The 25,973-nt window shown below is 59.6% G+C and carries 26 protein-coding genes and 1 pseudogene; 11 read left to right on the forward strand and 16 right to left on the reverse strand.

Annotated features, from left to right (window positions below; all coding sequences use genetic code 11):
* Positions 1 to 18: 18 nt before the first annotated feature.
* The 7 genes from fucP to HBN79_RS20225 all read right to left on the reverse strand — a co-directional run bounded on the left by fucP (position 19) and on the right by HBN79_RS20225 (position 6,409).
* A complete protein-coding gene (fucP, locus tag HBN79_RS20195; RefSeq protein ID WP_095001841.1) occupies positions 19 to 1,245 on the reverse strand; it encodes an L-fucose:H+ symporter permease in 1,227 nt (408 codons plus the stop codon).
* A 148-nt stretch (positions 1,246 to 1,393) separates the two neighbouring features.
* The gene (locus HBN79_RS20200; protein ID WP_153400052.1) at positions 1,394 to 1,735 is read right to left on the reverse strand and encodes an L-rhamnose mutarotase; all 342 of its coding nucleotides are present in this window, start codon (positions 1,733 to 1,735) and stop codon (positions 1,394 to 1,396) included.
* Positions 1,732 to 2,508 carry an SDR family oxidoreductase gene (locus tag HBN79_RS20205; RefSeq protein ID WP_095001839.1) on the reverse strand — a complete coding sequence of 259 codons (777 nt, stop codon included), beginning with the start codon at positions 2,506 to 2,508 and terminating at the stop codon, positions 1,732 to 1,734. The genes HBN79_RS20200 and HBN79_RS20205 overlap by 4 nt, the downstream gene beginning before the upstream one ends.
* Positions 2,505 to 3,350: an amidohydrolase family protein gene (locus HBN79_RS20210; protein ID WP_153400054.1), complete on the reverse strand. Its 846-nt coding sequence runs from the start codon at positions 3,348 to 3,350 to the stop codon at positions 2,505 to 2,507. Before HBN79_RS20210 ends, HBN79_RS20205 begins: the two co-directional genes overlap by 4 nt.
* Before the next feature lie 24 nt (positions 3,351 to 3,374).
* A complete protein-coding gene (locus HBN79_RS20215) occupies positions 3,375 to 4,652 on the reverse strand; it encodes an L-fuconate dehydratase (protein ID WP_169917104.1) in 1,278 nt (425 codons plus the stop codon).
* Positions 4,653 to 4,666: 14 nt separating this feature from the next.
* The gene (locus tag HBN79_RS20220; RefSeq protein WP_095019232.1) at positions 4,667 to 5,515 is read right to left on the reverse strand and encodes a fumarylacetoacetate hydrolase family protein; all 849 of its coding nucleotides are present in this window, start codon (positions 5,513 to 5,515) and stop codon (positions 4,667 to 4,669) included.
* Between the two features lie 153 nt (positions 5,516 to 5,668).
* Complete coding sequence (locus tag HBN79_RS20225; RefSeq protein ID WP_095019233.1) at positions 5,669 to 6,409, reverse strand: SDR family oxidoreductase; 741 nt, start codon at positions 6,407 to 6,409, stop codon at positions 5,669 to 5,671.
* A 238-nt stretch (positions 6,410 to 6,647) separates the two neighbouring features.
* Between HBN79_RS20225 and HBN79_RS20230 the strand changes: the two genes are divergently transcribed.
* Entirely contained in the window at positions 6,648 to 7,409 is a 762-nt protein-coding gene (locus HBN79_RS20230) for a FadR/GntR family transcriptional regulator (protein WP_095001834.1), read from the forward strand.
* Between the two features lie 120 nt (positions 7,410 to 7,529).
* Positions 7,530 to 8,747, forward strand: a complete 1,218-nt coding sequence (locus HBN79_RS20235) for an EAL domain-containing response regulator (protein WP_095001833.1) — start codon at positions 7,530 to 7,532, stop codon at positions 8,745 to 8,747.
* On the opposite strand, the gene HBN79_RS20240 is transcribed toward HBN79_RS20235, so the two are convergent.
* Positions 8,740 to 10,038 (reverse strand): histidine-type phosphatase, encoded by a 1,299-nt coding sequence (locus HBN79_RS20240; RefSeq protein ID WP_095022997.1) that lies wholly within the window; start codon positions 10,036 to 10,038, stop codon positions 8,740 to 8,742. The two genes, HBN79_RS20235 and HBN79_RS20240, sit on opposite strands and share 8 nt — an antisense overlap.
* Positions 10,039 to 10,343: 305 nt before the next feature.
* Between HBN79_RS20240 and HBN79_RS20245 the strand changes: the two genes are divergently transcribed.
* Positions 10,344 to 11,585, forward strand: a complete 1,242-nt coding sequence (locus HBN79_RS20245) for a glutamine synthetase family protein (protein ID WP_165484567.1) — start codon at positions 10,344 to 10,346, stop codon at positions 11,583 to 11,585.
* Between the two features lie 65 nt (positions 11,586 to 11,650).
* Positions 11,651 to 12,964 (forward strand): MFS transporter, encoded by a 1,314-nt coding sequence (locus HBN79_RS20250; RefSeq protein WP_095001830.1) that lies wholly within the window; start codon positions 11,651 to 11,653, stop codon positions 12,962 to 12,964.
* 100 nt (positions 12,965 to 13,064) lie between these two features.
* Here the strand turns inward: HBN79_RS20250 and HBN79_RS20255 are convergent, their stop codons facing one another.
* From HBN79_RS20255 to flgA, 4 genes are all read right to left on the reverse strand, one after another.
* Positions 13,065 to 13,805 (reverse strand): flagellar brake protein, encoded by a 741-nt coding sequence (locus HBN79_RS20255; protein WP_169917105.1) that lies wholly within the window; start codon positions 13,803 to 13,805, stop codon positions 13,065 to 13,067.
* Between the two features lie 96 nt (positions 13,806 to 13,901).
* Complete coding sequence (locus HBN79_RS20260; RefSeq protein WP_095001828.1) at positions 13,902 to 14,369, reverse strand: flagellar protein FlgN; 468 nt, start codon at positions 14,367 to 14,369, stop codon at positions 13,902 to 13,904.
* Between the two features lie 49 nt (positions 14,370 to 14,418).
* Positions 14,419 to 14,745 carry a flagellar biosynthesis anti-sigma factor FlgM gene (gene flgM / locus HBN79_RS20265; protein ID WP_095001827.1) on the reverse strand — a complete coding sequence of 109 codons (327 nt, stop codon included), beginning with the start codon at positions 14,743 to 14,745 and terminating at the stop codon, positions 14,419 to 14,421.
* 151 nt (positions 14,746 to 14,896) lie between these two features.
* Positions 14,897 to 15,667 (reverse strand): flagellar basal body P-ring formation chaperone FlgA, encoded by a 771-nt coding sequence (gene flgA / locus HBN79_RS20270; protein WP_095001826.1) that lies wholly within the window; start codon positions 15,665 to 15,667, stop codon positions 14,897 to 14,899.
* Positions 15,668 to 15,743: 76 nt separating this feature from the next.
* Between flgA and HBN79_RS20275 the strand changes: the two genes are divergently transcribed.
* The 6 genes from HBN79_RS20275 (at position 15,744) to flgE (ending at position 20,952) form a co-directional block, all read left to right on the forward strand.
* Positions 15,744 to 16,676 carry a chemotaxis protein CheV gene (locus HBN79_RS20275; protein WP_095001825.1) on the forward strand — a complete coding sequence of 311 codons (933 nt, stop codon included), beginning with the start codon at positions 15,744 to 15,746 and terminating at the stop codon, positions 16,674 to 16,676.
* Between the two features lie 45 nt (positions 16,677 to 16,721).
* The gene (gene cheR, locus HBN79_RS20280; RefSeq protein WP_095001824.1) at positions 16,722 to 17,549 is read left to right on the forward strand and encodes a protein-glutamate O-methyltransferase CheR; all 828 of its coding nucleotides are present in this window, start codon (positions 16,722 to 16,724) and stop codon (positions 17,547 to 17,549) included.
* A 446-nt stretch (positions 17,550 to 17,995) separates the two neighbouring features.
* Positions 17,996 to 18,403, forward strand: a complete 408-nt coding sequence (flgB, locus tag HBN79_RS20285; RefSeq protein WP_016782175.1) for a flagellar basal body rod protein FlgB — start codon at positions 17,996 to 17,998, stop codon at positions 18,401 to 18,403.
* A gap of 3 nt (positions 18,404 to 18,406) precedes the next feature.
* A complete protein-coding gene (gene flgC / locus HBN79_RS20290) occupies positions 18,407 to 18,853 on the forward strand; it encodes a flagellar basal body rod protein FlgC (RefSeq protein ID WP_095021373.1) in 447 nt (148 codons plus the stop codon).
* 15 nt (positions 18,854 to 18,868) lie between these two features.
* Complete coding sequence (gene flgD, locus HBN79_RS20295; protein WP_095001822.1) at positions 18,869 to 19,594, forward strand: flagellar hook assembly protein FlgD; 726 nt, start codon at positions 18,869 to 18,871, stop codon at positions 19,592 to 19,594.
* 29 nt (positions 19,595 to 19,623) lie between these two features.
* The gene (gene flgE / locus HBN79_RS20300) at positions 19,624 to 20,952 is read left to right on the forward strand and encodes a flagellar hook protein FlgE (RefSeq protein WP_095001821.1); all 1,329 of its coding nucleotides are present in this window, start codon (positions 19,624 to 19,626) and stop codon (positions 20,950 to 20,952) included.
* A 156-nt stretch (positions 20,953 to 21,108) separates the two neighbouring features.
* Here the strand turns inward: flgE and codA are convergent, their stop codons facing one another.
* The 3 genes from codA to codB are packed head-to-tail and all read right to left on the reverse strand — an operon-like array spanning position 21,109 to position 24,826.
* Complete coding sequence (gene codA, locus HBN79_RS20305; RefSeq protein WP_095019237.1) at positions 21,109 to 22,344, reverse strand: cytosine deaminase; 1,236 nt, start codon at positions 22,342 to 22,344, stop codon at positions 21,109 to 21,111.
* Positions 22,341 to 23,564, reverse strand: coding sequence for a PucR family transcriptional regulator (locus tag HBN79_RS20310; RefSeq protein WP_153400057.1), 1,224 nt, complete (start codon positions 23,562 to 23,564; stop codon positions 22,341 to 22,343). Before HBN79_RS20310 ends, codA begins: the two co-directional genes overlap by 4 nt.
* Entirely contained in the window at positions 23,561 to 24,826 is a 1,266-nt protein-coding gene (codB, locus tag HBN79_RS20315) for a cytosine permease (RefSeq protein ID WP_095032402.1), read from the reverse strand. The genes HBN79_RS20310 and codB overlap by 4 nt, the downstream gene beginning before the upstream one ends.
* Positions 24,827 to 25,275: 449 nt before the next feature.
* Between codB and HBN79_RS20320 the strand changes: the two genes are divergently transcribed.
* Positions 25,276 to 25,899: a polyphenol oxidase family protein gene (locus HBN79_RS20320; protein WP_169917106.1), complete on the forward strand. Its 624-nt coding sequence runs from the start codon at positions 25,276 to 25,278 to the stop codon at positions 25,897 to 25,899.
* Here the strand turns inward: HBN79_RS20320 and HBN79_RS20325 are convergent.
* Positions 25,846 to 25,973: pseudogene (locus HBN79_RS20325) on the reverse strand (IS5/IS1182 family transposase); the annotation flags it as partial. The gene HBN79_RS20320 and the pseudogene HBN79_RS20325 sit on opposite strands and share 54 nt — an antisense overlap.

Below are 25,973 nucleotides of genomic sequence, written 5' to 3' on the forward strand. Positions count from 1 at the left end.
TTTTGTGGAGTACAGCAATCAGATTTTTTTCAGGGCAGCACGGGCATAGGCAGCGACGATTACAAAACAGCCCATTGGCAACAGATAGGCCACGGCCGTGGAGGAGTGGTCGGCCACCAGACCCATCACATAGGGCAGCAGCGCGCCGCCAACAATGGCCATGATCATGAACGAGCTGCCGCGCTTGGTATGTGGGCCGAGGTTTTTCACGCCCATGGCAAACAGGGTGGGGAACATGATCGACATAAAGAAGAACGTCGCCACCAGCGCGACCACCGATACACCTTCAAACCCCAGCACCACCACCGCACACAGCGCCACGTTGATCAGCGCATAGATCAGCAGCAGGCGCTGGGCATTGACCCTGCCCATCAGCCAGGTGCTGAAAAAGCGTCCGAACATAAAGCTGAGCATGGCCACCGAAAGCAGATACGCGGCTTGCTGGCTGCTCATCTGCGCCCAGTGCTCGGTGACGTAGTTGATAAAAAACGCCCCCACGCCAACTTGTGCTCCCACATAAAAGAACTGGGTGATAACCCCCGTGACGAATTCGCGGTGTTGCCACAGGCCTTTGTGGTCGTGCTGCGCAACTTGCACTTCCTGCTCGCGCAGGTCGGGCAGCGCAGTGCGGGCGATAAGGATGGCCACCAGCAACACCAGTGCGGCAATCACCAGATAGGTCATTTGCAGCGATTGTGTGGTGTCGGTGCTGTTGGCACCGCTGAAGAACAGTGCGCCGCCAATCAAGGGGCCGAAAAACTGCCCCAGGCCGTTGAACGACTGCGCCAGGTTCAGGCGGCGCTCGGCACCGGCGGGTTCACCCAGCACCGTGGCGTAGGGGTTGGCGGCGGTTTCCAGGCAGCCCAGGCCGCAGGCAATCACAAACAGCGCGAACAGGAAAAACTGAAAACTCTGCGCCGCAGCGGCGGGCATAAACAGCAGGGCGCCAGTGGCGTAGAGGCACAGGCCCAGCAGGATGCCGGCCTTGTAGCCGTACCTGTCCATCAGCAAACCGGCGGGCAGGGCTATCAGAAAATACGCGCCAAAGTAGGCGCTTTGCAGCAGGCCCGACTGCGCCTTGCTGACGTGCAGGGTTTCCTGGAAGTGCTTGTTGAGCACATCGAGCAAGCCATAGGACAGGCCCCAGAGAAAGAACAGGCAGGTGACCAGGATCAGTGCCCGGCGATAGGACGTGACCGCCCGGGTAAAGGACGGCGCTGCGACGTTCGGGTGCTTGAGTGACATGACGCATCTCCTTTTTATTGTTGTGAGTTCGGCGTTGTGGTTTGCGTGGATCTACACCCTGTGGGAGCGAGCCTGCTCGCGATGCAGGCGGCTCGGTTTGCCTGACCACCGCGGTGATGCCATCGCGAGCAGGCTCGCTCCCACAGGGTCAGGGAGAATCTTTCAGGCTAAAAATCTGTGCCATTGGCGCCCATTTTTCACCGGGCTTTGTCCAGGGTGTAGGCTGCTGAAAACGCCACATCAGCGCTTCCCATTCCTGCACCTTGGGGTCGCTGGCGCCAGCCAGGGCAAAAGCTTCGGCACTGAACTCGGGGGCTGTGTCCATGACCATGAACAGCCGCGTGCCCAGGCGCCATATCTGCATGTCGAGCACGCCATACCCGCGCAAATGGGCGCTGATCTGCGGCCAGATGTTCTGGTGCAAGCGCTCATACTCGGCAATCAGCGCCGGGTCGTCCTTAAGGTCCAGCGCCAGGCATTGGCGGTTCATGTCAGCGCCCGGTCCAGGTGGGTGTAGCCACCGTCCACCACCAGCCATTGCCCGGTGGTGTGGGAGGCGCGCGGGGAGAGCAAAAACAGCACGCTGTCGGCGATTTCTGCGGCCGTGGTCATGCGCCGGCCCAGGGGAATTTTTTCAACAATGCTCGCCAGCTTGGCTTGCGGGTCGGCGAAGGTGTCGATCCAGCGCTCGTACAAGGGGGTCATGACTTCGGCCGGGATCACCGCATTGACCCGGATCCCGTCAGCCAGCAATGAAGTGGCCCATTCGCGGGTCAACGACAGTTGCGCGCCCTTGGCGGCGGTGTAGCCGCTGGTCCCGCCTTGCCCGGTGAGGGCCGTCTTGGAGCTGATATTGACGATGGCACCGCGGCTGGCCTTGAGCGCATCGACGCACAGATGGGTCATGAGATAATAATGGATGAGGTTTTTTTCCAGTGACTCGACAAAGGCCGAGCGCCCGGCTTCAAGGCCAACGCCATCGTTGACCCCGGCGTTATTGACCAGCCCGTCGATGCGGCCGAAGCGTTGCAGCACGCTGGCGACTGCCGCGCGGCAGGCGTCTTCGTCGCGCAGTTCGACCTGCACAAACAGGCTCTGCGCCCCGCGCTGATCCAATTGCCGGGCCAGCTCATCGGACAGCGGGCTGTGGCCGAAAATCACCGGGATCGCACCTTCGTCAGCCAGCCCCAGGGTGATGGCTGCGCCGATCCCCGAGCCGCCGCCGGTCACGATAAACACCTTGTCTTGCAGATGCAGATTCATTGCGTCACTCCCTCTATGTTGTAGACGCGGCACGCCGTACCACCCCAGATGGCCGCGTGCTCTGACACGCTGGCGACCAGGGTGTGAGTGGCCTCGTAGTCGCTGGCCAACAGGCACACCGGCCAGTCGGAACCGAACATCAGGCGCTCGGGGCCAAACAGTTCCAGTGCCATGTGCAAATAGGGCGTCAGTTGTGCGCTGGACCAGTCCTGCCAATGGGCTTCGGTGATCAGCCCTGACAACTTGCAGCTGACGTGGGGCAGGGCCGCCAACGGTGCCAGTTGGCTGGCCCAGGTTTTCAAGTCCCCGGCCTGGATATCGGGTTTGCCCAGGTGGTCGAGTACCAGATGGTGCTGGTCATGCTGCTGGCACAGTTCGGTAAACGTGCGCAGATCCCGGGCCTTGACCAGCACTTCGTAGACCAGTCCCTGGCGTTGCAAGGTATGCAAGCCACGGCTGAACCCCGGATTTTGGATAAACTGGGCGAGCGAGGGTTCGTCCTGCAACTGATGACGAAAGCCACGCAAAACCGGCGCTTGCGCCCAGCGTTCAAGCGATTGCTCAAGGTCGCGGGCACACAGGTCGACCCAGCCCACCACGGCGCGAATCCACGGGTAGCGCTGCGCCAGTTGCAACAGTTGATCGGTTTCACTGGCACAGGCGCGGGCCTGCACGGCGATGCAACCGTCGAATCCGCCAGCATCGAGCAAGGGCCGCAGATCATCGGGGGTAAAGTCCTGGCGCAAACCGCTCATGTCGCGACCTATCCACGGATAGGCCGCGGCGTCATAGCGCCAGAAGTGCTGGTGTGCATCCAGTCGTAGTGAGTGTGGGGACGACATTATTGTTGTACTCCGTCCGTTTGCTTAGCCCCGGTAGCGGTACTGCTCGCGGGAGGTGGCCTTCATCTGGATCGAGAAGCCCGGAGCCTGTGGTGGCATATAGGCCGCGTTGCGGATCACGCAGGGGTCTTCGAAGTGCTCGTGCAGATGGTCGACAAATTCCACCACCCGGCCTTCGTGAGTCCCGGCGATGCACAGGTAGTCGATCATCGACAGGTGCTGCACGTACTCGCACAGACCAACGCCGCCTGCGTGCGGACATACCGGCAGGTTGTACTTGGCGGCCATCAGCATCACGGCCAGCACTTCATTGACCCCGCCCAGGCGGCAGGCGTCGATCTGCACCACGTCAATGGCTTCACGCATGATCAGTTGCTTGAACACGATACGGTTCTGGCACATTTCGCCGGTCGCTACCTTGACCGGGCTGACACCCAGGCGGATTTTTCGATGACCTTCGACGTCGTCCGGGCTGGTTGGCTCTTCGATAAACCACGGGTTGGCGAATGACAGTTCGCGCACCCAGTCGATGGCCGCGTCCACTTCCCATACCTGATTGGCGTCGATCATCAGCTTGCGATCCGGGCCCAGTACTTCCCGGGCGATGCGCACGCGGCGGATATCGTCCTGCAGGTCGTGGCCGACTTTCAATTTGACGTGAGAGAAGCCCGCATCCACCGCTTCCTGACACAGTCTGCGCAGCTTGTCGTCGGCATAGCCCAGCCAGCCGGCGGAGGTGGTGTAGCAGGGGTAGCCCTCAGCCTCGAGCAAGGCCAGTCGCTCGGCCTTGCCATTGGCGCGCTCGCGCAGCAGGGTCAGAGCTTCTGCCGGGGTGATGCAGTCGGTGATATAACGAAAGTCGATACAGCGCACCAGTTCTTCGGGGCTCATGTCTGCCACCAGACGCCACACCGGCTTGCCTTCGGCCTTGGCCCACAGGTCCCAGGCGGCGTTGACCACCGCACCGGTGGCCAGGTGGATGGCGCCCTTGTCCGGGCCGATCCAGCGCAACTGGCTGTCGCTGGTCACGTGGTGCCAGAAACGGCCCATGTCTTCGGCGATCCACTCCAGCTTCAAACCCACCAGCAGGCTGGCCAGGGCCTTGATCGAGGCACAGCAGATTTCGTTGCCGCGGCCGATGGTGAAGGTCAGGCCATGGCCTTCAAGGCCGGGGGTGTCGGTTTCGAGGATGACATAGGCCGCCGAGTAGTCAGGGTCCGGGTTCATCGCGTCAGAACCGTCGAGGGATTGCGAGGTGGGGAAGCGGATGTCTTCAACCCGTACGGCAGTAATTGTGGTCATGGTATGGCTCCCTGTCAGTCGGCGTTCACGGTGCGTTGCTGTTGTTCGCCCAGCCCGCTGATGCCCAGGCGCATGGTCTGGCCGGCACGCAGGTAGACAGGCTCGGGTTTGATACCCAGGCCGACGCCTGGCGGGGTGCCGGTGGAAATCACATCCCCCGGTTGCAGGCTCATGAACTGGCTGAGGTAGCTGATGATTTTCGGGATCTGGAAGATCATCGTGCGGGTGTTGCCGTTCTGGTAGCGGTGGCCATCCACTTCCAGCCACAGGTCGAGCTGGTGCGGATCGGCGATTTCGTCGCGGGTCACCAGCCACGGGCCCAGCGGGCCGAAAGTGTCGCAGCCTTTGCCTTTGTCCCAGGTACCGCCCAGCTCCAGCTGGAACTCGCGCTCGGAGATGTCGTTGATCACGCAGTAACCGGCCACGTGTTCCATGGCCTGGTTTTCGCTGATATAGCGACCGCCTTTACCGATCACCACACCCAGCTCGACTTCCCAGTCGGTTTTGCGCGAATTGCGCGGGATTTCGACGTTGTCGTTGGGGCCGACGATGGCGCTGGTCCATTTGCTGAACACCACCGGTTCGGCGGGGATTGCGGCACCGGTTTCGGCAGCATGGTCGGCGTAGTTCAGGCCGATGCAGATAAATTTTCCGACCTGGCCGACGCAGGCGCCGATACGGGGGGAGCCCTCAACCAGTGGCAGGGTGGACGGGTCGATATCTTGCAGGCGGGCAATGCTTTCGGGGCTCAGGGTCTGGCCTGCGATATCCGCGACCACTGCCGACAAATCGCGCAGTTGGCCGTCGTTGTCGAGCAGGGCGGGACGCTCCTGGCCTTTTTCACCGTAACGCAGCAGTTTCATAAACAATCCTTTTTGGGGGAGGGGCAGGGCCCAGTGGGAGCAGGCTTGTTGCGGGAGCGGGCTTGCTGGCGATGGCATCAGCGCGATTTGCCTGATACAGCGCAGCGATCCAATCGCGAGCAAGCCCGCTCCCACAAGGTCAAAAGCTTGCGGCTAGTTACTCCAGCCGCCATCAATGATTTGTGCCGTGCCGGTGGTAAAGCCGCTGGCACTTGAGCCCAGGTACAGCGCCAACTGGGCGATTTCCTCGGCGGTGCCAATGCGGCCCATGGGCTGGCGCGCGGCAAAGGCGGCATACACCTCGTCCACGCTGCGGCCTTCGCGCTCGGCCTGTTCGCGAATACGCTGGCGCAGGGAAGGGGAGTCGACGGTGCCGGGGCAGATGGCGTTGCAGCGGATGTTCTGGCTCACAAAGTCAGCCGCTACAGAACGGGTCAGGCCAATCACCGCGCCTTTGCTGGCGCAGTAGGCAAAACGGTTGGGCACGCCTTTGACGCTGGAGGCGACCGAGGCCATGTTGATGATCGAGCCTCCGCCGCTGCCCAGCATGCCCGGCAAAAAAGCGCGGATCATGCGGTACATGGCTGTCACGTTGAGGTCCAGGGCGAAGTTCCAGTCCTTTTCTTCGCATTCCAGGATAGTGCCGCTGTGCACCACGCCCGCGCAGTTGAACAGCACATCCAGTGGGCCCAGCTGTTTGGCCAGGCGCTCGATGGCAGCAGCATCGGTGACGTCCAGAACATGTTTGTGCGCGCCCTCAAGGGCGTCGAGGGCGCCGGCATTGATATCGGCGGCGAAGACTTCGGCACCGGCGGCGAGGTATGCCTGGACGGTGGCCTGGCCAATCCCCTGCGCAGCGGCAGTGATCAGCACACGTTTGCCGGAAAGATCCATGGGTGCTCCGTTACGATGTCATTGTTTTTATAGTTGGCCCAATGGTCAGGCCATTGGGGGCGTAGCAAATGGCAAAACGACACAAGTACAAGGATAAGGTTTGCTATGATCGCTTTACGATATCCATCCAATGGTCAGGCCATTGGGCCTTTTGTAGCATGCACCTCAAGCTTCAACAAGCGTCTTTTTCAGCTCCAAGTGCTTGTCGAATGCTGTCCAAACCAGAGCTTATTTCCTGATGCCATTTCAAGTTATTGATAACCAACGGCTTTATCGGCAAATCGCTGATCAGCTACGCGCCTTGATCGACAGCGGTGAATTTCCGCCGGGCAGCCGTTTGCCAGCCGAGCGTGAACTGGCCAAGTTGCTGGGTGTAAGTCGTGCCTCGGTACGTGAGGCGATGATTGCGCTTGAAGTGATAGGGCTGGTGGATGTACGCGTCGGTAACGGGGTACTGGTCTGTGAGCCGCCGGTGCAGGCGGTGTCAGATGAACCGGTTATGGCCCAGGCTACGCGCAACCAGTGGAAAGAACTGGACCCCGAGCTGAACCTTGAAATCGACTTCAATGCCGAAATTCCACCGTTCGCGCTGTTGCAGGCCCGTCGCCTGATTGAGCCCGAAGCGGCGGCGCTGGCGGCGATCAATGCCAGTGACGAGGAGTTGGCGGGTATCCGCGAAGCTTTTGAACGCAACGTTCAGGACAACCGCGAAGGGTCCCACACCCACCCCGGCGATCGTCTGTTCCATATCCGCATTGCCCAGGCCTCGGACAACCCGGCCTATGCCCTGATGATCCAGCATCTATTGGGCCATCGTTACGGCAGCATGTTCCAGCGCCTGCAAAACCACTACACCCCACAGGATATGACCCATCGCTCGGAAGATGAGCACCGCCGTATCCTGCTGGCGCTCGAGCAGCACGATGCGCCCGCCGCACGGCAGGCAATGGCCGAGCACCTGGATGAAGTGATCCGTATATTCAGTCGCAGCGCGCGCTGACATTCAATCGCCGGTCGGGAGGGTTGGCATTAGTCCTACATTTATTGGGACTTTTCCTAGGTAAAAATCTTTCAGCATTCGAGATAATTAACCTACACCGTTTCTCGATGGTTCATCTTAATGCCTGGAAATCCCCTGCGTGTCCTGATCCTGGAAGATGACAGTTTCCAGCGTGCCGTTGCGGTAAGCATGTTTCGCTCCCTGGGTTGCCATGACGTGTTTGAGGCCAGTGACGGCAGCCAGGCGTTGACGGTTCTTCAGCAAGTGGGGCCGGTTGATATCGCCGTGTGCGATTTGCAGATGGATGGCATGGACGGCCTGGCGTTTTTGCGTCGCGTGGGCAGGACGGGGCAAGTCCGGTCGATTATTGTCAGCAGTGCGCTGTCGGCCGATTTGCGTTGTGCCGCGCATCAGCTCATTGCCCTGTTGGGGCTCGAGTTGCTTGGCGATGCCGGCAAACCGTTGTATGCCGCTGTGCTGCAACCTCTGTTACTCAAGTATCAAAGCACTATCTGCACGCTCGAACCTGTACCGGGCAGCACGCTGTCACTGGCTTGCGAGGACGAAGTACGTCAGGCTCTGGCCCTGCAGCAATTGCAGGCCTGGTATCAACCCAAGTTCAATCTGCAAACCGGCGATGTGACCGGTGTCGAAGTGCTTTGCCGTTGGCTGCACCCCGATAAGGGCGTGCTACCGCCGGCGGTATTTATCCCGGTGCTGGAGCGCTGCGGCTTGATGGACGAGTTGCTGTTTGCCCAACTCGATCAGGCGTTGAGCCTGCAAGAGCAAGCACGGAGCCGGGGTTATCCCTTGAACATGGCGTTCAACCTGCAAGCGTCGCAACTGGCTAACAGTCAGCTGACTTATACCCTCAAGGGGGTTCTGACCCGTCATGTCACGCCGGGCTCCAGGTTGACCTTCGAATTGACTGAAACCGGTTTGCTGCAAGCTCCGGTCGCCAGCCTGGAGAATCTGGTGCGCCTGCGCATGATGGGCTGCCGGTTATCAATTGACGATTTTGGTGCCGGTTTTTCGTCATTGCAGCGGCTGTGCCAGTTGCCATTCAACGAAATCAAGCTGGACGGTGAATTTGTGGGCAACCTGGAGCATGAACCGCGTTGCGCCGCCGTGATCGCCAGCACCCTGGCCCTGGGTAAAGCCTTGGGTATGTCGGTGGTTATTGAAGGGATTGAAACCGAGGCACAGTCCCTGCGTTTGCTGGCCATGGGCTGTGTTGAAGGGCAGGGTTACTGGTTTGCGCGGCCCATGAGCGGGCAGGATTTGCTGTGCTGGTTGCAGCAACGTGAAGCAAGCCCTGCCTTAACCACCGCTAGTTGAAGGTATAGGGCGTTAGCGCGGTGGGGTCGATGTTCTGCTCGACTTTGACCATCGCATCCTTGAGCGGGCAGAGCAGGCCTGCGCTGGTTTTGCGGCAGTCCCCGGCGCTTTGGAAATCGCTCCTGAGGGGTTTTTGCGTGGCGGTCAGTTGGGTCAGGTTACGAATCTGGTCCATTGACTGGGCCTCAAAGGCGATGCGCAAAAAGTACTCGCCGGTTTTGACTTCCTTGTAACGTTCGAACTGCAACGTACCCACGGGCGGGATGTTGTTGGCGATGTAATCTCCCTGCTTCCAGCCGAAGCCGAGCATGGTGCGCAGGTAAGAGATATTGGTGTCGTGAGCCACCAGCAGCATCAGCGGTACATCGGGCGGGCTATCCGGCGCGTCTTTCTGCTCCAGCGGGGTGCCCTGCTTGAGTTCCAGGGCAATCTGGTTCATCAGCTCGGAAGCGCCGCGGCTGGCGATATAGGGGATGTCGTTGAGGTAGTCGTACTTGGCCTTGGTCAGCACCATCAGGCTGGATACCTCGGCGGCGGTGCGGCCGTTGCCGAAGGCGACCTTGTCCAGTGGCAGGCCCTGGCTATATTCCAGACGGAACACTTCGCCCATATTGGCACCTGCGCTCAGGCCCTTTATCGCGAAACGGCCCTTGGCGTTTTGTTCCAGTGTCCAGTCCTGTTTGCCATACGGGCAATCGGTGGCAGGCAGGCAGACGACCTCCCTGAGTTTTTCTTCAAAGGGTTTGTAGCGTGCCTGTGCGGCTTCGACGCTGCCGCCCAGAGCCTTGAGAATTTCGGCTTTGGCCTTGGCCGGATCGAGCGCGGCAAAGGGCATTTCATTGGCCTGGAACAGGGCATCCTGCTTGCCGTGGACATAGCCTGGTTGCAGGCCGCAGCCGGGGAACATGCCATCGAGCAAGGCCTGGGCCGTGGCCTTGGTGCGTTGCAGGGGGCTGGCGTGTACCAGCAACTGGCTGGCATCCGGGCAGCCCCGGGGGATCAGCCCGGCGGCCCGCAGCACTTCACCACGGTAGCGGCCCATTTCCACCGCGCCGGTATAGCCGTGGCCGGTCAGGTTACCGAAGGGCACCAGCCAGGTTGGCCATTTGCGCTGGGTGACCGAGGTCAGCAGTTTTTCATTGGATTCGGTAGGCGGGCGCACTCCGTGGCGGCTGACCTGCACGACTTTATCCAGCACATAGCCATCGCTGCTGGGTATCTGGGCCAAGGCTGCGGGGCTGAACAGGCTGGCCAGCAACAGGCCGGTATAAAGCGGGGGCAGCGTCTTCATCGATCTTCCTTTGGGTCTTCCTGACACAGTGGGCGAAGAGTCTAGTCGGCAAATAAGACAAATGCCGAGCTCCGTAGCAGCTGCCGAAGGAAGGTTCACTGTTTTCGCGAGATTTGTGCGGTGCTCGCTTGAAATTCCGAACAGGCAGTGCGTATTTTGTAGCCATTGCCCAGCGCGGCCTGCTTAACAACAAGGATAGTGGCATGAATAGCGATGGCCAGGGTTTGCTCGCACAGCGATTGGCGGGTATTGATGAGATTGAATGCGTCACCCCCGACCTCAATGGCGTGCCCCGTGGCAAGGTGATGACTGCTGCGGGGTTTATAGAAGGGCGGCGCTTGCAGATGGCCCGTGGCGTGCTGTTGCAATGCATCATGGGTGGCTACCCTGAGTCGCGCTTTTATGGCGGCGAGGACGGTGATCTTGCCCTGGTGCCAGACCTCACCCAGCTTCATCGCCTGCCCTGGAGCCAGCCATCCCGTGCCCTGGCCATTTGCGATGCCGATGAGCTCAGCGGTGAAAGCTCGCGGCTGTCGACCCGTGGCCAGTTGAAGGCGGTGATCGCCCGCTACGCGGCGCGGGGGCTGGCGCCGGTGGTAGCGACCGAGCTGGAGTTTTTTGTGTTTGCGCACAACCCCGATCCGGCCCAGCCGTTCCGCCCGCCCGTGGGCCTGGACGGGCGCCGTGAAGACGGATTTTCGGCGTTCAGCATCAGCTCCAACAACGGCTTGCGGCCTTTTTTCAATGAGGTGTACCTGTGCATGGCGGCACTGGGCTTGCCCCGTGACACCTTTATGCACGAGATGGGCGTCAGCCAGTTCGAGATCAACCTGCTGCACGGTGATCCGATGCTGTTGGCCGACCAGACTTTTCTGTTCAAGCACCTGCTCAAGGAAGTTGCCCTCAAGCATGGCCTTAACGTGGTGTGCATGGCCAAGCCGCTGGCGCACACGGCCGGCAGTTCGATGCATATTCACCAGAGCGTGGTCGAGGCGGCCAGCGGGCGAAACGTGTTCAGCGACGAAGCGGGGCAGCCGACAGCCACCTTCCGCCATTTTATCGGCGGGCAGCAGGCGGGCATGGCGGACTTTACCGCGTTGTTTGCGCCGAACGTAAATTCCTATCAGCGCTTGTTCCACCCCTATGCGTCGCCGAACAACGCGTGCTGGTCCCATGACAACCGGAGTGCGGGTTTACGCATTCCGGCCAGCTCACCTGCGGCGCGGCGGGTTGAAAACCGTTTGCCGGGGGCGGACGCCAACCCGTACCTGGCAATTGCCGCCAGCCTCGCGGCAGGGTTATATGGCATCGAGCGTGGGCTTGAACCGAGTGCTGCGATCCAGGGTGAGTTCCAGGTGCCCGAGGCGCTGACATTGCCCTGCACCTTGCACGCGGCACTGGCACGCCTTGCCCGTAGTGAAATGGCGATTGAACTGTTCGGCACTGAGTTCATCGAAGGTTACGTTGCGTCCAAGACGCTGGAACTGACCAGCTTCCATGACGAAATCACGCCCTGGGAACGTCGCGTTCTTGCGGCTCAGGCTTGACCGTTTAAATCTGTGGCGCCGGGCCTGTTCCCGGTGGCAGACACAAGGAGCCGTAGGGAAAGCCAATGCACCAGATCTGGAAGTCCTTTAGAGCGTTGTATTTTGCCTCGCTGATGATGTTGATCGGCTCCGGCCTGTTGAGTACTTATCTGGCGCTGCGCCTGGCAGCGGACAATGTCGACGGCCTGTGGATCGGCGCGCTGATGGCGGCCAACTATTTTGGCCTGGTGCTGGGTGGCAAGATCGGCCACCGGCTGATTGCCAGGGTCGGGCATATTCGTGCCTACGCCACGTGCGCCGGTATTGTCGGTGCGGCGGTGCTGTGCCACGGGCTCACGGACTGGCTGCCGATCTGGCTGTTGCTGCGGGTGATTGTCGGTCTGGGCATGATGTGCCAGTACATGGTCATCGAAAGCTGGCTTAACGAGCAGGCCGAGGCCAGGCAGCGCGGCGTGGTGTTCAGCCTCTACATGATCGCCTCCTATCTGGGCCTGGTGCTTGGGCAATTGATCCTGGCGGTTCACCCGCAGCTCGGTCTCGAGTTGTTGATGGTGGTGGCCTTGTGTTTTGCCTTGTGCCTGGTGCCTGTAGCCATGACCCGGCGTATTCACCCGGCGCCTTTGCACCCGGCGCCGATGGACCCGAAATTTTTTATCAAGCGTGTGCCGCAGTCGTTGATTGCGGTGATGGGCGCGGGTTTGCTGGTGGGCTCGTTTTACGGTCTGGCACCGCTCTACGCATCGCAGCAAGGGCTGTCTACCGAACTGGTTGGCTTGTATATGGGTAGCTGCATTTTTGCCGGCTTGCTGGTGCAGTGGCCGTTGGGCTGGTTGTCCGACCGTTATGACCGGCCGTTGCTGATCCGTATTTTCGCCGGCTTGCTGGCGGTGGCTGCGTTGCCATTGGCGATCTTGCCGGCGGTGCCCATGCAGGTACTGTTTATTGCCGGTTGCCTGGCGGCTTTGCTGCAATTTTGCATCTATCCGCTGGCCGTGGCCTTTGCCAACGACCATATCGAGCCGGAGCGTCGTGTGTCGCTGACGGCCATGCTGCTGGTGACTTATGGCGTGGGCGCAAGCGTGGGGCCGTTGGTGGCGGGGGTGCTGATGAAACTGTTTGGCAGCCAGATGCTCTATGGGTTTTTCAGCGTGGCGGGGTTGATCCTGGTATGGCGGATTCGCCCGAATGCGGTGACCAACCTGCACCAGGTCGATGATGCGCCGCTGCATCACGTGGCCATGCCCGACAGCATGTCCAGCTCGCCGCTGGTCGCCGCCCTTGACCCGCGGGTGGATGAGCAGGTGGTGCAGGAACAGATGGTGCAGGAACCGGTGGTGGAGGAGCAGGAGCCAGAACCGGAACCAGAGTCCAAGACATAGGCAATACCCCTGTGGGAGCGGGCTTGCTCGCGATGGCTTCAGCGCGGTTTTTCAGCCAGACCGCGCCCTGTGCATCGCAGGCAAGCCAGCGACCACTGTTTCAATAATCATCGTCTTTATCAAACTGGCGCGCCTCGCGCTGCAGTTGATAGACAAACCGCTCGACCTGGCGCTGCACCGCGCCGCTGATGTTGTGAAAGCGCATCCCGGCAAAGGTGATGTTCAGCCGCTCTTCAAAATGCAGGTAGCGCAACTCCACCGGTGTCGACATCAGGCCAAACGGCAGGTCGGCGCTGAAGCGCTCATACACCTGACCCAGTTGCATGCCCTGGCTGATATCCCCCTCAAAACGCAATTTGCAGCCGGTTGCCGAAACGTCCAGCAACTTGCCCTTGATCGGCGCCTTGAGCTTGTCACCCGCCACTTGCACATTGACCAGATTGGCCAGCCGCAGGGCCGCACGGAATGCATTGCGGCGCTGGTGGTACACCACTTCGTAGGGCATCGCGCCGCGATAACAGCGGTGCTCATGACGGTCATCAATGGTCAGCGCCGTGGTGCACTCCCAGGCGATACGCACGCCATCATGGAAGCCCTCAACCTTGAACGGCACCCCCGCTTCAAGAAAGCGCTCACCGTCACGGGGGATCATTTCGTCCAGGGCCATAGTGTTGCTCTCGCGATTAACATCCACCACATAGCTCTGGAAGCGCTGGGTGCGGTCCTGGAAAGTAATGATCAGCGGGTCATGGCTCTCTTGCAGCATCCGCAAGTTGGAGGCAATTTCCAACGGCGTGGTAAGCACCTTTGGCGGTTGCGGAGCATCTTGGGCGTCGAACACGTTTGATCAATCTCCAGACAAAATACAGCGACACGCAAAAGATGGGCATTCTGCCATCATGTTGTGTGTCTCGCTACATGCGGTGGTTGCGCGGGCTCAAGCCTGGCTGTAGGCGCGGTGCTTGTTGAGCATCGAGGTGGTGCCGCGTGCGTCATACAGAGACGGGGCTTCGCCGCCATGGAGGATGCGCAACTGGTTGGCGGTGATCGCCTGCTGGGTCTGGATCGACTGACCATTGAGCAGGTTGGCGGCCTGGCATTTCGCTAGCAGCTGGTTCAGTGCATCGCTCTGGGCGAGCAGTTGTGTTCCCACGCTGGAATGGCTGGCCAGGCTTTCGAGGCCGCTGCGGTTGGTGGCCAGGCCAAGGCTGGCGAGAATTTCGCTGCGTCTGCGGCCATGTTGCTCAAGCAAAATGATCAGCGACTGTTTGCGCGCCAGAATGTTTTCCAGCACCTGCATGTCGCGGCCTTTGAGGGCGATGGATTCGTCCTGTAACAGGCCGAGCAATTGCTCGGCAGGAGCGAGGTCATCGTTGATCAGTTGCAGTAAATTTTCGTCGTGCATGGCGGGCTCTGGGAGTTAAGCGTCCAAAAGCGCGGCACTGGCCGTTGGCCTAGCGCTGGGCTTCCATGTCAAGCAGTTTGCTGGCGATCCGGTCGCTGTCGACTTTGTAGCTGCCGTCCGCGATGGCTTGTTTAAGCTCTGCCACCCGATTTTTGTCGACTACAGGTTGGTCACGCAACGAGTCGCTGATCTTCTGCAACTGTTGAGCCTCTTGGCTGAGGTGAACAGATTCCCCGCTTGGGGCGCTGACGCCGTTTTGCTCAGGGTTTATTGCCGGGGCCGCTTGCGTGGCGCTGCCGGTTTCCTGGCTGGCGTTACTGCGTGTACTGCCGGTCAGGGGCGGGGCGCTGTTGAGACGACTGAAGTCGATGACCATAACGTTAAACCTCGGGGTATTTGGACGCTTGCCATGTTTTCGGCCATACCCGGAAAAACTTTAGGCTCGATTAATCATGGCTTCACACAGAGCTGTACTGATCTGCGTCAAATGACAGTGTAGGAAAGTCGCGAGACTGATGCCAACTTTCCTATAATGCCACTTCTACTTGCCCGGGTGCTGTCACCCTGGCGCGGATAACACGCTTGGAATTCAGGTTTTTTACCCGTATTTGCTCGCTAAGGCCACCGTCTGACAGGGCTTCGCCGGGCATCTTGACACTTAATGTGCCGCTGCGGGCGCTGATCACCACATGATCGCCCTTGCGCACGGCTGCGGCCTGCTCCAGGTGGGTGAGGGTCAGCACCTGGTCGGTGACCATGGGCCTGAGCAATTTTTGCCCCACGGCCAGCTCGGTGGCGGTCAGGTAGCCCTGGCTGATCAGGCTGACATCGCGCTCGCGCAGGGTCACGTCGGGGTAGTCGATAACCATGCCGCGCTTGAGCGGGTGATTGACGGTGACTACGTCGCGGAACAGTTTGACCTGGGCCGGCACAAAGATGGTCCACGGCGACAGCCCTTCGCAGCGTACGCGCACGATTACCCGGCCCATGGGTTGCGCCGGGCTTTCGAGGGAAGCTGTCAAATCCTTGTCGCACTGGGCCAGGCGCAGGCGCGGGTCAAGATTGTTGACCTGGATCTGATATCGACCCTCGGTCTGGCTGGTGGCCAGGTAGTCTTCAACCGTGAATTCAAGAAAGCCCTGGGTCACGCCGATAAGCTGTTCAGGCGATGTAAACGCGTCAGCCCTGCTATAAGTGCTGAGTGCAAGCAAGGTGCCCGCCGCCAGCGCGCTCAGACCACAGCGGCGCAGACTCGGCAGGAAAGGTCGGTGGCAGGATTTTGTCGTTTTTGCGTTCATGACCGATAAAAAGCAAGCCCCGTGCCGTTTTCGGAATATGCGGGTTGAAACTTGAAGTTTTTAAGAGGAGCTGAGTATGGCCGGAGTGATGGATGCGGTTAACCAGCGCACTCAACTGGTGGGGCAAAACCGCCTGGAGCTGTTGCTGTTTCGCCTGGATGGGCCACAGCTTTACGGGATCAATGTGTTCAAGGTCCGCGAGGTGCTGCAATGCCCCAAGCTGACCCTGATCCCCAAGTCCCACCCCGTGGTATGCGGTGTGGCGAGCATTCGCGGCGCGACCATACCGATTCTCGACCTGGCGATGGCCACCGGTGCGGGAGCCTTGAAGGATCAAAGTAACCCGTTTGTGATCATCACCGAGTACAACACCAAGACCCAGGGCTTTCTGGTGCGTTCAGTGGAGCGTATCGTCAATATGAACTGGGAAGACATTCATCCGCCGCCCAAGGGCACCGGTCACGACCATTACCTGACGGCCGTGACCCGTATGGACGAGCAACTGGTCGAAATCATCGACGTGGAAAAGGTGCTGGCAGAAGTCTCGCCATCGTCTGAAACCATCAGCCAGGGCGTGGTGGATGTTGAAACCCAAAGCAAGGCGCTGTCATTGCGGGTGCTGACCGTTGACGATTCGTCGGTGGCGCGCAAGCAGGTTGCCCGTTGCCTGCAATCGGTGGGTGTTGAAGTGGTGTCGTTGAACGACGGGCGCCAGGCGCTCGACTACCTGCGCAAGCTGGTGGACGAGGGCAAGAACCCGTCTGAAGAGTTTCTGATGATGATCTCGGATATCGAGATGCCGGAAATGGACGGCTACACCCTGACAGCTGAAATCCGCAACGACCCGCGGATGCAAAACTTGCACATCATTCTGCATACTTCGTTGTCCGGGGTATTCAATCAGGCGATGGTCAAAAAAGTCGGTGCCGATGACTTTTTGGCCAAGTTCCGCCCTGATGACCTGGCAACCCGGGTAGTTGACCGGATCAAAGCAGCAGACCACAGCTAGGGGCGCAGCCCTTGGCGGTCAAAACGATTTAAGAGGCAGGATCATTTGTCGACGGCTAATTTGGATTTTGAACAGTTCCGGGTATTCCTGGAAAAAGCCTGTGGCATTTTGCTGGGTGAGAACAAGCAGTACCTCGTCTCCAGCCGCCTCAACAAATTGATGGAGCAGCAGGGCATCAAGTCGTTGGGCGAGCTGATTCAACGCATCCAGGCTCAGCCGCGCAGCGGGTTGCGCGAGCAGGTGGTCGATGCCATGACCACCAACGAAACCCTGTGGTTTCGCGATACCTATCCCTTTGAAGTGCTGAAAAACAAGGTGTTGCCGGAGCAAATCAAGGCCAGCCCCGGCCAGCGCCTGCGTATCTGGTCGGCGGCCTGCTCTTCGGGGCAGGAGCCGTTCTCGCTGTCGATGGCGATTGACGAATTCGAGCGCAGCAACCTTGGGCAGCTCAAAGCGGGCGTGCAGATTTTTGCCACCGATCTGTCAGCGCAGATGCTCAACACCTGCCGCACCGGCGAGTACGACAACCTGGCCATTGGCCGGGGCCTGTCACCGGAGCGCCTGCAACGTTATTTCGATCCCAAGGGACCGGGGCGTTGGGTGATCAAGGCGCCGATCAAAAACCGCGTGGAGTTTCGCCCGTTCAACCTGCTGGACAGCTACGCCAGCTTCGGCAAGTTCGACATCGTATTTTGCCGCAACGTGCTGATCTACTTCTCGGCCGAAGTGAAAAAAGACATCCTGCTGCGCATTCACAGCACCTTGAAGCCGGGCGGTTATTTGTTCCTGGGCGCTTCTGAAGCGCTAAACGGGTTGCCGGACCATTACCAGATGGTGCAATGCAGCCCGGGGATCATTTACCAAGCCAAATAGGCTGAGAAAACCCCGTAGATACTCTGTTGCAGGTCAAGCCCTATTGTGGGAGCGAGCCTGCTCGCGAACGACCTTCGCGAGCAGGCTCGCTCCCACAGTTGCAGTGTTCCTGTAGCTGCCGAAGGAACGAGGCTGCGTTCGGCTGCGAAGCAGTCGCAAAATCAGGGGCTGCGGTGTGTCAGTAACATTGAGTCCTCAGGTTTACGACGGCTGTGCCGCCGAACGCAGCCTCGTTCCTCCGGCAACTGCTACGACGAATCCAAAGCAAAGCGGCAGAAAACCGGCAGTCAGCGGTCAAGCATTGCCGCTTTTTTGCCATTGCCATCTCCCGCCTCCCGGCAAACCCTTGTGTTACGGGGCTGTAAAAACTGGCACGGGGTTTGCTCTATCCCTGTCATGTAAAACCTGAACCACACTCTCAGGTCAGCCCACAAAGGTTTTTCGAGATGAGCATCAGCTTCGATAAAGCGCTTGGTATCCATGAACAGGCCCTGGGCTTTCGTGCCCAGCGCGCTGAAGTACTGGCCAACAACATCGCCAACGCCGATACCCCGAACTACAAGGCTCGGGATCTGGATTTCGCCTCTGTGCTCGCCGCCCAGAACGACAAAAACCAGAACGGCACATTTGCGTTGAACAAGACCAACACCCGCCATATCGAAGCCCAGGGCCTGAGCAGCGGCGACGAGTCGCTGCTGTACCGCACGCCGATGCAGCCGTCGATCGATCAGAACACCGTGGACGCTCAGCTTGAGCAGTCGAACTATGCAGAGAATGCGGTCAACTTCCAGGCCAGCTTCACCCTGCTCAACAGCAAATTCAAAGGGCTGATGTCGGCCCTGCGCGGGGAGTGATCCATGTCTCTATCCAGTGTCTTCAATATTGCCGGTAGCGGCATGAGCGCCCAGACCACGCGCCTGAACACCGTGGCCAGCAACATCGCCAACGCCGATACGGTGTCGTCGAGCATCGACCAGACCTACCGCGCCCGCCACCCGGTGTTTGCCACTATGTTTCAAGGTGCGCAAGGCAGCAGCGGCGGCGACTCGCTGTTCCAGAACCAGGACGCCGCCGGCCAGGGCGTGCAGGTGTTGGGTGTGGTTGAAGACCAGAGCGAGTTGCAGGCCCGCTACGAGCCCAACCATCCTTCTGCCGACGCCAAGGGCTATGTGTATTACCCCAACGTCAATGTGGTTGAAGAAATGGCCGACATGATTTCCGCCAGTCGTTCGTTCCAGACCAACGCCGAGCTGATGAATACCGCCAAAACCATGATGCAGAAGGTCCTGACCCTCGGTCAGTGATAAGGGGCGACGCAAATGAGTGTGACCGATTCCACCAGCGGCTTGACCCTTAACCAGGTACTCGCCAACTCCGCCCAGGCCAAGACCACTGACACCAGCCTGGCGGCGGCCTCCAAGGCGGTATCCGGCAACACGGCGCTGGGCAAGGATGCGTTCCTGCAACTGCTGGTTACCCAGCTGAAAAACCAGAACCCTCTGGACCCGCAGGACAACACGGCGTTCGTTGCGCAACTGGCGCAGTTCAGCAGCCTGGAAGGCATCACCACGCTCAACGATACGGTCAATTCGATCTCCGGCAACTTCCAGTCTTCGCAGGCGTTGCAGGCCTCGTCGCTGGTGGGGCGTTCGGTGATCGTGCAGACCGGCGAAGCCTATGTGGATCCGGCCAGTGACAAGCCTTTCAACGGCACCGTGGTGGTCAAGGATGCTGACTCCAAACCCGTTATCACCATCACCAATGCCGACGGTGAGGTGGTTCGCACCATCGACATGGGTACCCAGAAAGCCGGCAACGCGGAGTTCACCTGGGATGGCAAGGACGACGAGGGTGTGCTGCTGGAAAAGGGCTCCTACACCTTCACTGCATCCAGCAAAACCGACGCCGGTACCACGGCGCTCACCACCTATCTGCCAGCCACGGTCAACAGCGTGACTCTGAGCAAGACCGGCGGTGAAATCATGCTCAACCTCGCAGGCCTGGGCAGCATTGGCATGTCCAAAGTCCAGACCATTGGCTTGTAAGCCGACTCATACGCCTCAAGGAGAGAAACATGTCATTCAATATCGGCCTTAGCGGCCTCTATGCGGCGAACAAGCAGCTGGACGTGACCGGCAACAACATCGCCAACTCTGCGACCACCGGCTTCAAGGCCTCGCGTGCGGAATTCGCCGATATCTACTCGGCCAGCAAGCTGGGTACCGGCAGCAAGACCATCGGCAGTGGCGTGAACCTGGCAGCGGTCTCGCAAAACTTTGGTCAAGGTGCGGTTAACAACACCGGCAACCTGCTGGATATGGGCATCCAGGGCAGCGGCTTTTTCGTGCTCAGTGACAACGGCTCCCTGAGCTATACCCGCGCCGGTACGTTCAAGGCCGACAAAGACGGCTTTGTCACCAGCTCTGATGGCACTGCGCGCTTGCAGGGCTATGGCGTGGATGCCAATGGCAATATCGTTAATGGCGTATTGACCGACCTGCGCATCGATACTTCCAACCTGGCGCCCAAGGCGACGGGCTCGGTGGACTCGACGATCAACCTCAACTCCAACGCTGCGGTGATTGATCAGACCGCCAACCCGTTCGATCCGAGCAAAGCCGAATCCTATACGAAAAGCTTCAGTACTACGGTCTACGATACCCAGGGCAATCCACACCCGATGGACCAGTACATGGTCAAGACCGGTGCCAATACCTGGAAGGCCTACACCCTGATTGACGGTCGCAACCCCGATGGCAGCGCAGTGAGCGGAGACGGCGCGAAGGCGCCGGTGGCTTCGATCATGCAATTCGACTCAGCCGGCGGGCTGACCAGTGTGACGACGCCCAACCCGGTGGCCGGCGAACCCGATATCGTCAGCAACACCCTGACCGTCAGCACCTGGATGCCGGGCGCCATGGTCAATGGCAAGTGGGCGTCCAACGGTGCGGCAGCCAAGGACACCGGGATTGCCATCGACATGGCCAAAACCACTCAGTACAACACCGACACCTCGCGCAACCCGCCGACCCAGGACGGCTACGCTACCGGCCAGATCAACAACCTGACCATCGACGGTTCGGGTGTGATGTTCGCCAACTTCAGCAACAACCAGAGCCGTGCCATTGGCCAGATTTCCCTGGCCAGCTTTACCAATGAGCAGGGTCTGCAACCAGTGGGCGGCACGGCCTGGAAAGAGACCTACGCCTCGGGCGTGGCGGGCTACGACGCACCGAAGGTCGGCAGCCTGGGCGCCATCCAGTCCAACTCGCTGGAAGACTCCAACGTTAACCTGACCAGTGAGCTGGTGGACCTGATCAAGGCCCAGAGCAACTACCAGGCCAACGCCAAAACCATCTCGACCCAAAGCACCATCATGCAGACCATCATTCAGATGACGTGATAGCGCTGCGATCATGATCCTGCGGGCATCGGGTGCGTGAGCAATATATAACCTGCGGGAGCTGGTTTGCCTGCGATGCAGACGCTGCGGCATGTCAGGCAAACCGGGCTGATGCCATCGCGAGCAAGCCCGCTCCCACCATGTTCGTCGCGGGTCTCAGCTGAACTCCACCTGCTCCGGTACCCGCGTCATCAGCACCTTGCCAGCGCGGATCGATACCCGCGCCTTGGCCTGGCGGCGCACCGCTTCGTAATCACTGTCGGCATCCAGCACCACCAGGTTCGCCGGGCGGCCCACTGCGATACCGTATCCCTCACCCAGATTCAGCGTCCGTGCACTGTTGTCGGTGACCAGGTCCAGGCTGCGCGCCAGGTCTTCAAAACCCATCATGTGGCAGATATGCAGCCCTGCATCCAGCACCCGCAAAATATTGCCATTACCCAGCGGATACCACGGGTCCTTGATCGAGTCCTGACCAAAGCACACGTTCATGCCGGCACGGTCGATTTCGGCCACCCGGGTCACGCCACGGCGTTTCGGGAAGGTATCAAAACGACCCTGCAAATGGATGCTTTCGGTCGGGCACGAGACAAAGTTGATCTTTGATGCCTTGAGCAAGCGGAACAGTTTGGAGCAGTAGGCATTGTCATACGAACCCATCGCTGTGGTGTGACTGGCGGTCACCCGGCTGCCCATGCCGCGTACCCGGGCCTCTTCGGCCAGCACTTCAAGAAAACGCGAGTGGGGGTCGTCGGTTTCGTCGCAATGCACGTCCACCAGGCACCCCGTGCGCTCGGCCAGATCCATCAGGAACTTGATCGAACTGACTCCCTGCTCGCGGGTGTTTTCAAAGTGCGGGATGCCACCCACCACATCGGCGCCCAGCTCCACGGCCAGGGTCATCAGCTCACGGCCACCGGCATAGGACTCGATGCCTTCCTGGGGGAATGCCACGATTTGCAGGTCGATCAGGTGGCGGGTTTCATCGCGCACTTCAATCATCGCCCGCAAGGCAGCTAGGGTTGGATCGGTGACGTCGACATGGGTGCGCACATGCTGGATGCCGTGTTCGGCCAGCATGCGGACAGTGGCGTGGGCACGCTGCTTGGTGTCTTCATGGGTGATGGTTTCCTTGCGCTGCGCCCAGCGTTCGATGCCTTCGAACAGGGTGCCGCTGAGGTTCCACTCGGGCTGGCCGGCGGTCAGGGCCGCGTCCAGATGGATATGCGGTTCTACAAAAGGCGCAATCAGCAACTGACCGCGGGCGTCGATATCGCCGGCTTGCGCCGGCACGCTGCCTGCCTGCAGGGTGATGGCACTGATCAGCGCACCTTCACAGGTGACCGTGTGCAGACCCGAGGTTTTACGCAGTGTGGCATTGATGATCTTCATGGTCGTTCCTGTCGTTGAGCTTCGGACATGCGCCACACCAGCAGGGCCACCGAAGCATTCATTCTGAATAGGGGATCATCGAGCGACTGGGCGCTGTTTTGCTCGATGCGTTGCATGCGTTGATTGATGGTATTTCGATGGATGCTCAGGCGTTGCGCGGCCTTGAGTGCGTTACCGTTCTCCTGGAGCAGGGCATCCAGGGTATCGATCAAGGTATGGGGTTGCTTGCGGTTGGGTTCGATCAGCGGCCCCAGGGTTTGCTGTACGAAAGCCTCGATCACCGAGCGTTCGCCCACGGCCTGCAGCAGACGCAACACGCCCAGTTCGCTGAAATCGCAGAGGCCGGTGGCCGGGCGCAGGTTTTCTGCAACATCCAGCGCCTGGCGTGCCTCGTTCAGGGCCCGGTGATAATGGGCGCAATCCTCGACCTTGCCTGCCAGCCCCATAAACAGCGCCAGATTACCGATGATGGCCTGCAAGTCTCGATACAGGCTCGCCAGTTCTGTGCGCAGGTTGTTGCCTTCAGCGAGCAACAGGATGAACAGATCACCCTGCACGATCACCGGCAACGCGCGGGGCAGGGCACGGCTCCACACGTCGAGGTGATCCTGTACGGTCTGGCGGGTGTGTTGCAACAGGCGTTCTGCCTCCTCGGGTGCGTGACTGGCAAACAGTACACTGACTGCTGACAAGCGTAGCGCAACCAGGCGGCACGGTTGGTCCAGCGCCAGCTGCAAGTGCGTTGCGCGCTGGCGGAGGGTGGCCAGGCTGGGGTAATCGCCACTGAGCAGTTGCGCCAGAATGTCGTGGCGCGAGCGTTTGGTCTGGGCCATTTGTACCAGTGCAGTACCAATCAAATGGGTGACGATGACCATTCTCAGCAAGTACGGTTGCTCGATCAGGGGCACGCCGCGGGCTTCGGCCAGTGCAATCACCGATGGGGGAATGCTGTGGATGAAGGTCTCGCCGGTCAGGACCACCAGTCCGGCAATCGCACAGTCACTGCCTTCGTCGATCAGGCGCAGCAAGTTGGCCTCGTCACGGGGGTGGTTGATCCCGGTGACAAACACCAGCTCACCGCCCATGACCCAGCCGGCGATGCCTTCGTTCTCGGCCACATAGGACCAGCGCACGCTGCGCTGGCGGTTGCGTGCGCCGGCCCGCAGGGTCATCTCTTCGAGGCCGGGCAGGGCCAGGATCTCTTCAACGGTCAGGCTCAAAGGGGCTCCTGGACGGTGGGCAGCACCGCCGGTTGACGGCTGAGTTTCAGCAGCACGATATAGACGATGGCCGATGCGCCAATGCCTACCAGAGGCGCAATCCATGGCGACAAATAGGCCAGCAAGGCGCCCACGGCATAGGCGGTCAGCCCTGCCAGGTTGTAGCGAGGTAACTGGACGCTGGCCAGGGCCGGGTATTTGCCGCGATGGCGAAACCAGAAGTCGGCCATGATCACGCCGCCAATGGGCGGGATGACCGAACCCAGCAGCACCAGAAACGGGATCAGCATTTCATACATGCCGCCCATCGCCAGCAGCACGCCCACGGCGGCGGCGAGCAGGGTCATGGTGCGTCGGCGTTCGCTGCGCACCAGATGGCAGGTGGCAGCGGCCACGTTGTAGATGGTCGGGCCCTGGATCGTCCACAGGTTCAGGCACAGCATGACTACGGCGGCAAACGACAGGCCTTGCAGCATCATCACTTCGACGATGTCGGCCTGTTGATAAACCATGGCGCACCAGGCGCCGGCCACGATCATCAGGCCATTGCCCAGCAGAAAACTGACCACGCTGGCGGTCACGGCGATGCGTCCGCTGCGCGACAGTCGCGTCCAGTTGGTGGCCTGGGTGGCACCGCTGGCGAAGGTGCCAAAGACCATGGTAATGGCTGCCGAGACGGTCATGGTCTGCTGCGGGATCACCGCTGCCAGCCCGGAAAACCCGCCGACATGCTGCGTGGCGATATACATGGAGACGATCAGCAGGACAAACATCAGCGGCACCGAAACCCGCGACAGCACATCCAGGCCTTTGTAGCCGATGATCGCCGTGATGCTGAAGCCCATGCCGAAAAACACCATCAAGGGCAGGGTGAAGCCTTCGGCCAGGCCGAGCATCTTCACCAGCACGATGGCCACGGTTGCCGTGCCCCAGGCGTACCAGCCGAGTTCGGCAAAACCGAGCAGGAAGTCCGAGAGGCGGCTACCGGCCTCACCAAAGCAGAAGCGTCCCATCAGCACCGTGTTCAGGCCGCTGCGCGAAGCGATCAGGGCCAGGGCGGCGGCATACAGCGCCAGCAGGGTATTGCCGATGGCCGCAATCCACAGCATATCGACAAAGTTGAAGGCCATGCCCAGCTTGCCACCGGCGAACATGGTGCCGGTAAAGAAGGTAAAGCTGAACAGCACCATCGAAATCGACAACAGCCCCTTGCGCGCTGAACGCGGGGCTTCGCTCAAAGGAAAATCGCCGGGTGAACTCATGGTCTATTTCTCCGCCTCGAATGGGGTGCGCCGATATCGGTGCCACCTCGGGGCTAGAGCAATAAGCGGGCCTGTTTTACCAGGGCGGGGAAATACGAGAAAAGCGGGCAGACCTCATGCTTTAGGGTGTGCAATATGCATGTTTTGGTAGGTTATTACTGAAGTTGAATGTGCAGAGTGATTCATTGTGAGGCGCTGACGCACTGTTTGTGCTCGCGGTTGTTACCCCTCGATACTCTTCAATACGCGGTTGAATTCAGACGTTATTCTTTGCCGTTCTTTCGCCTTGTGGATCGCCGGTTTTGGCTCAAGCCATTAATGGTGGAACCAGTGGTAATCGTCACGTCAATTGATGGGATATAACCAGTTGGTTGGCAGTGGTAGCGATAGTTCGTTAATGAGTTTTAATATGTAGCAGGTAGCAGCTGTTACTTTTGGGTGAGGTTTAAATGTCCTATTTTTCCGACAACCTGGATGCTCTACCGACGCTGGAGCATGCATTCTGTACGGTCAACGATATTCGCAAGCCCATGACTCTTTTTTGTTGTGCTCAGGAGCATGGTGCCAAGGTCATTGAAGCAGGCGATGAAGATGAGTCTGGCATCATCGCAGGGGATGCGATTTTCACACGTACAACCCGGCCCATAGGGATCGTGACAGCAGACTGTCTGCCTATTCTTATAGGGTCTGAAAAGGACAGGTTTGTTGCAGCCATTCATGGAGGCTGGCAAGGATTGGCGGCAGGAGTAATAGAAAATTCAATTCTTGCATTCCGACAGGCAGGTATTTGTTTAGATAGCTTGCAGGTCGCAATAGGCCCTGCCATACAGTCATGTTGCTATGAAGTTGGAAAGGATCTTGTCGAAAAAATAGAACATGCACATGGGCACCTTTGGCATAACCGTCAGGCGCCATGGTCAACTGCTCGTAAAGAGCAAGGGCTTGACGTCAATTCTCGTAGAGCACCTGTAAGCCATAACGAGGCCTGGGTTGATCTCACGCTCTATTGTCTTTATTTGCTAGGCTCTGTACGTAAAGTATTGTCGCAAGCACCGCATAGCGCAGGCCAATGAGACCATCGCCGCAAAACTTGTTGCGAGCTTGTCGAAGCGCGTCACGATGCGACGGTTCTCCTTCAGCCAGCCAA

This window comes from Pseudomonas sp. WS 5051, from assembly GCF_012985715.1.
Classification (GTDB): domain Bacteria; phylum Pseudomonadota; class Gammaproteobacteria; order Pseudomonadales; family Pseudomonadaceae; genus Aquipseudomonas; species Aquipseudomonas bubulae.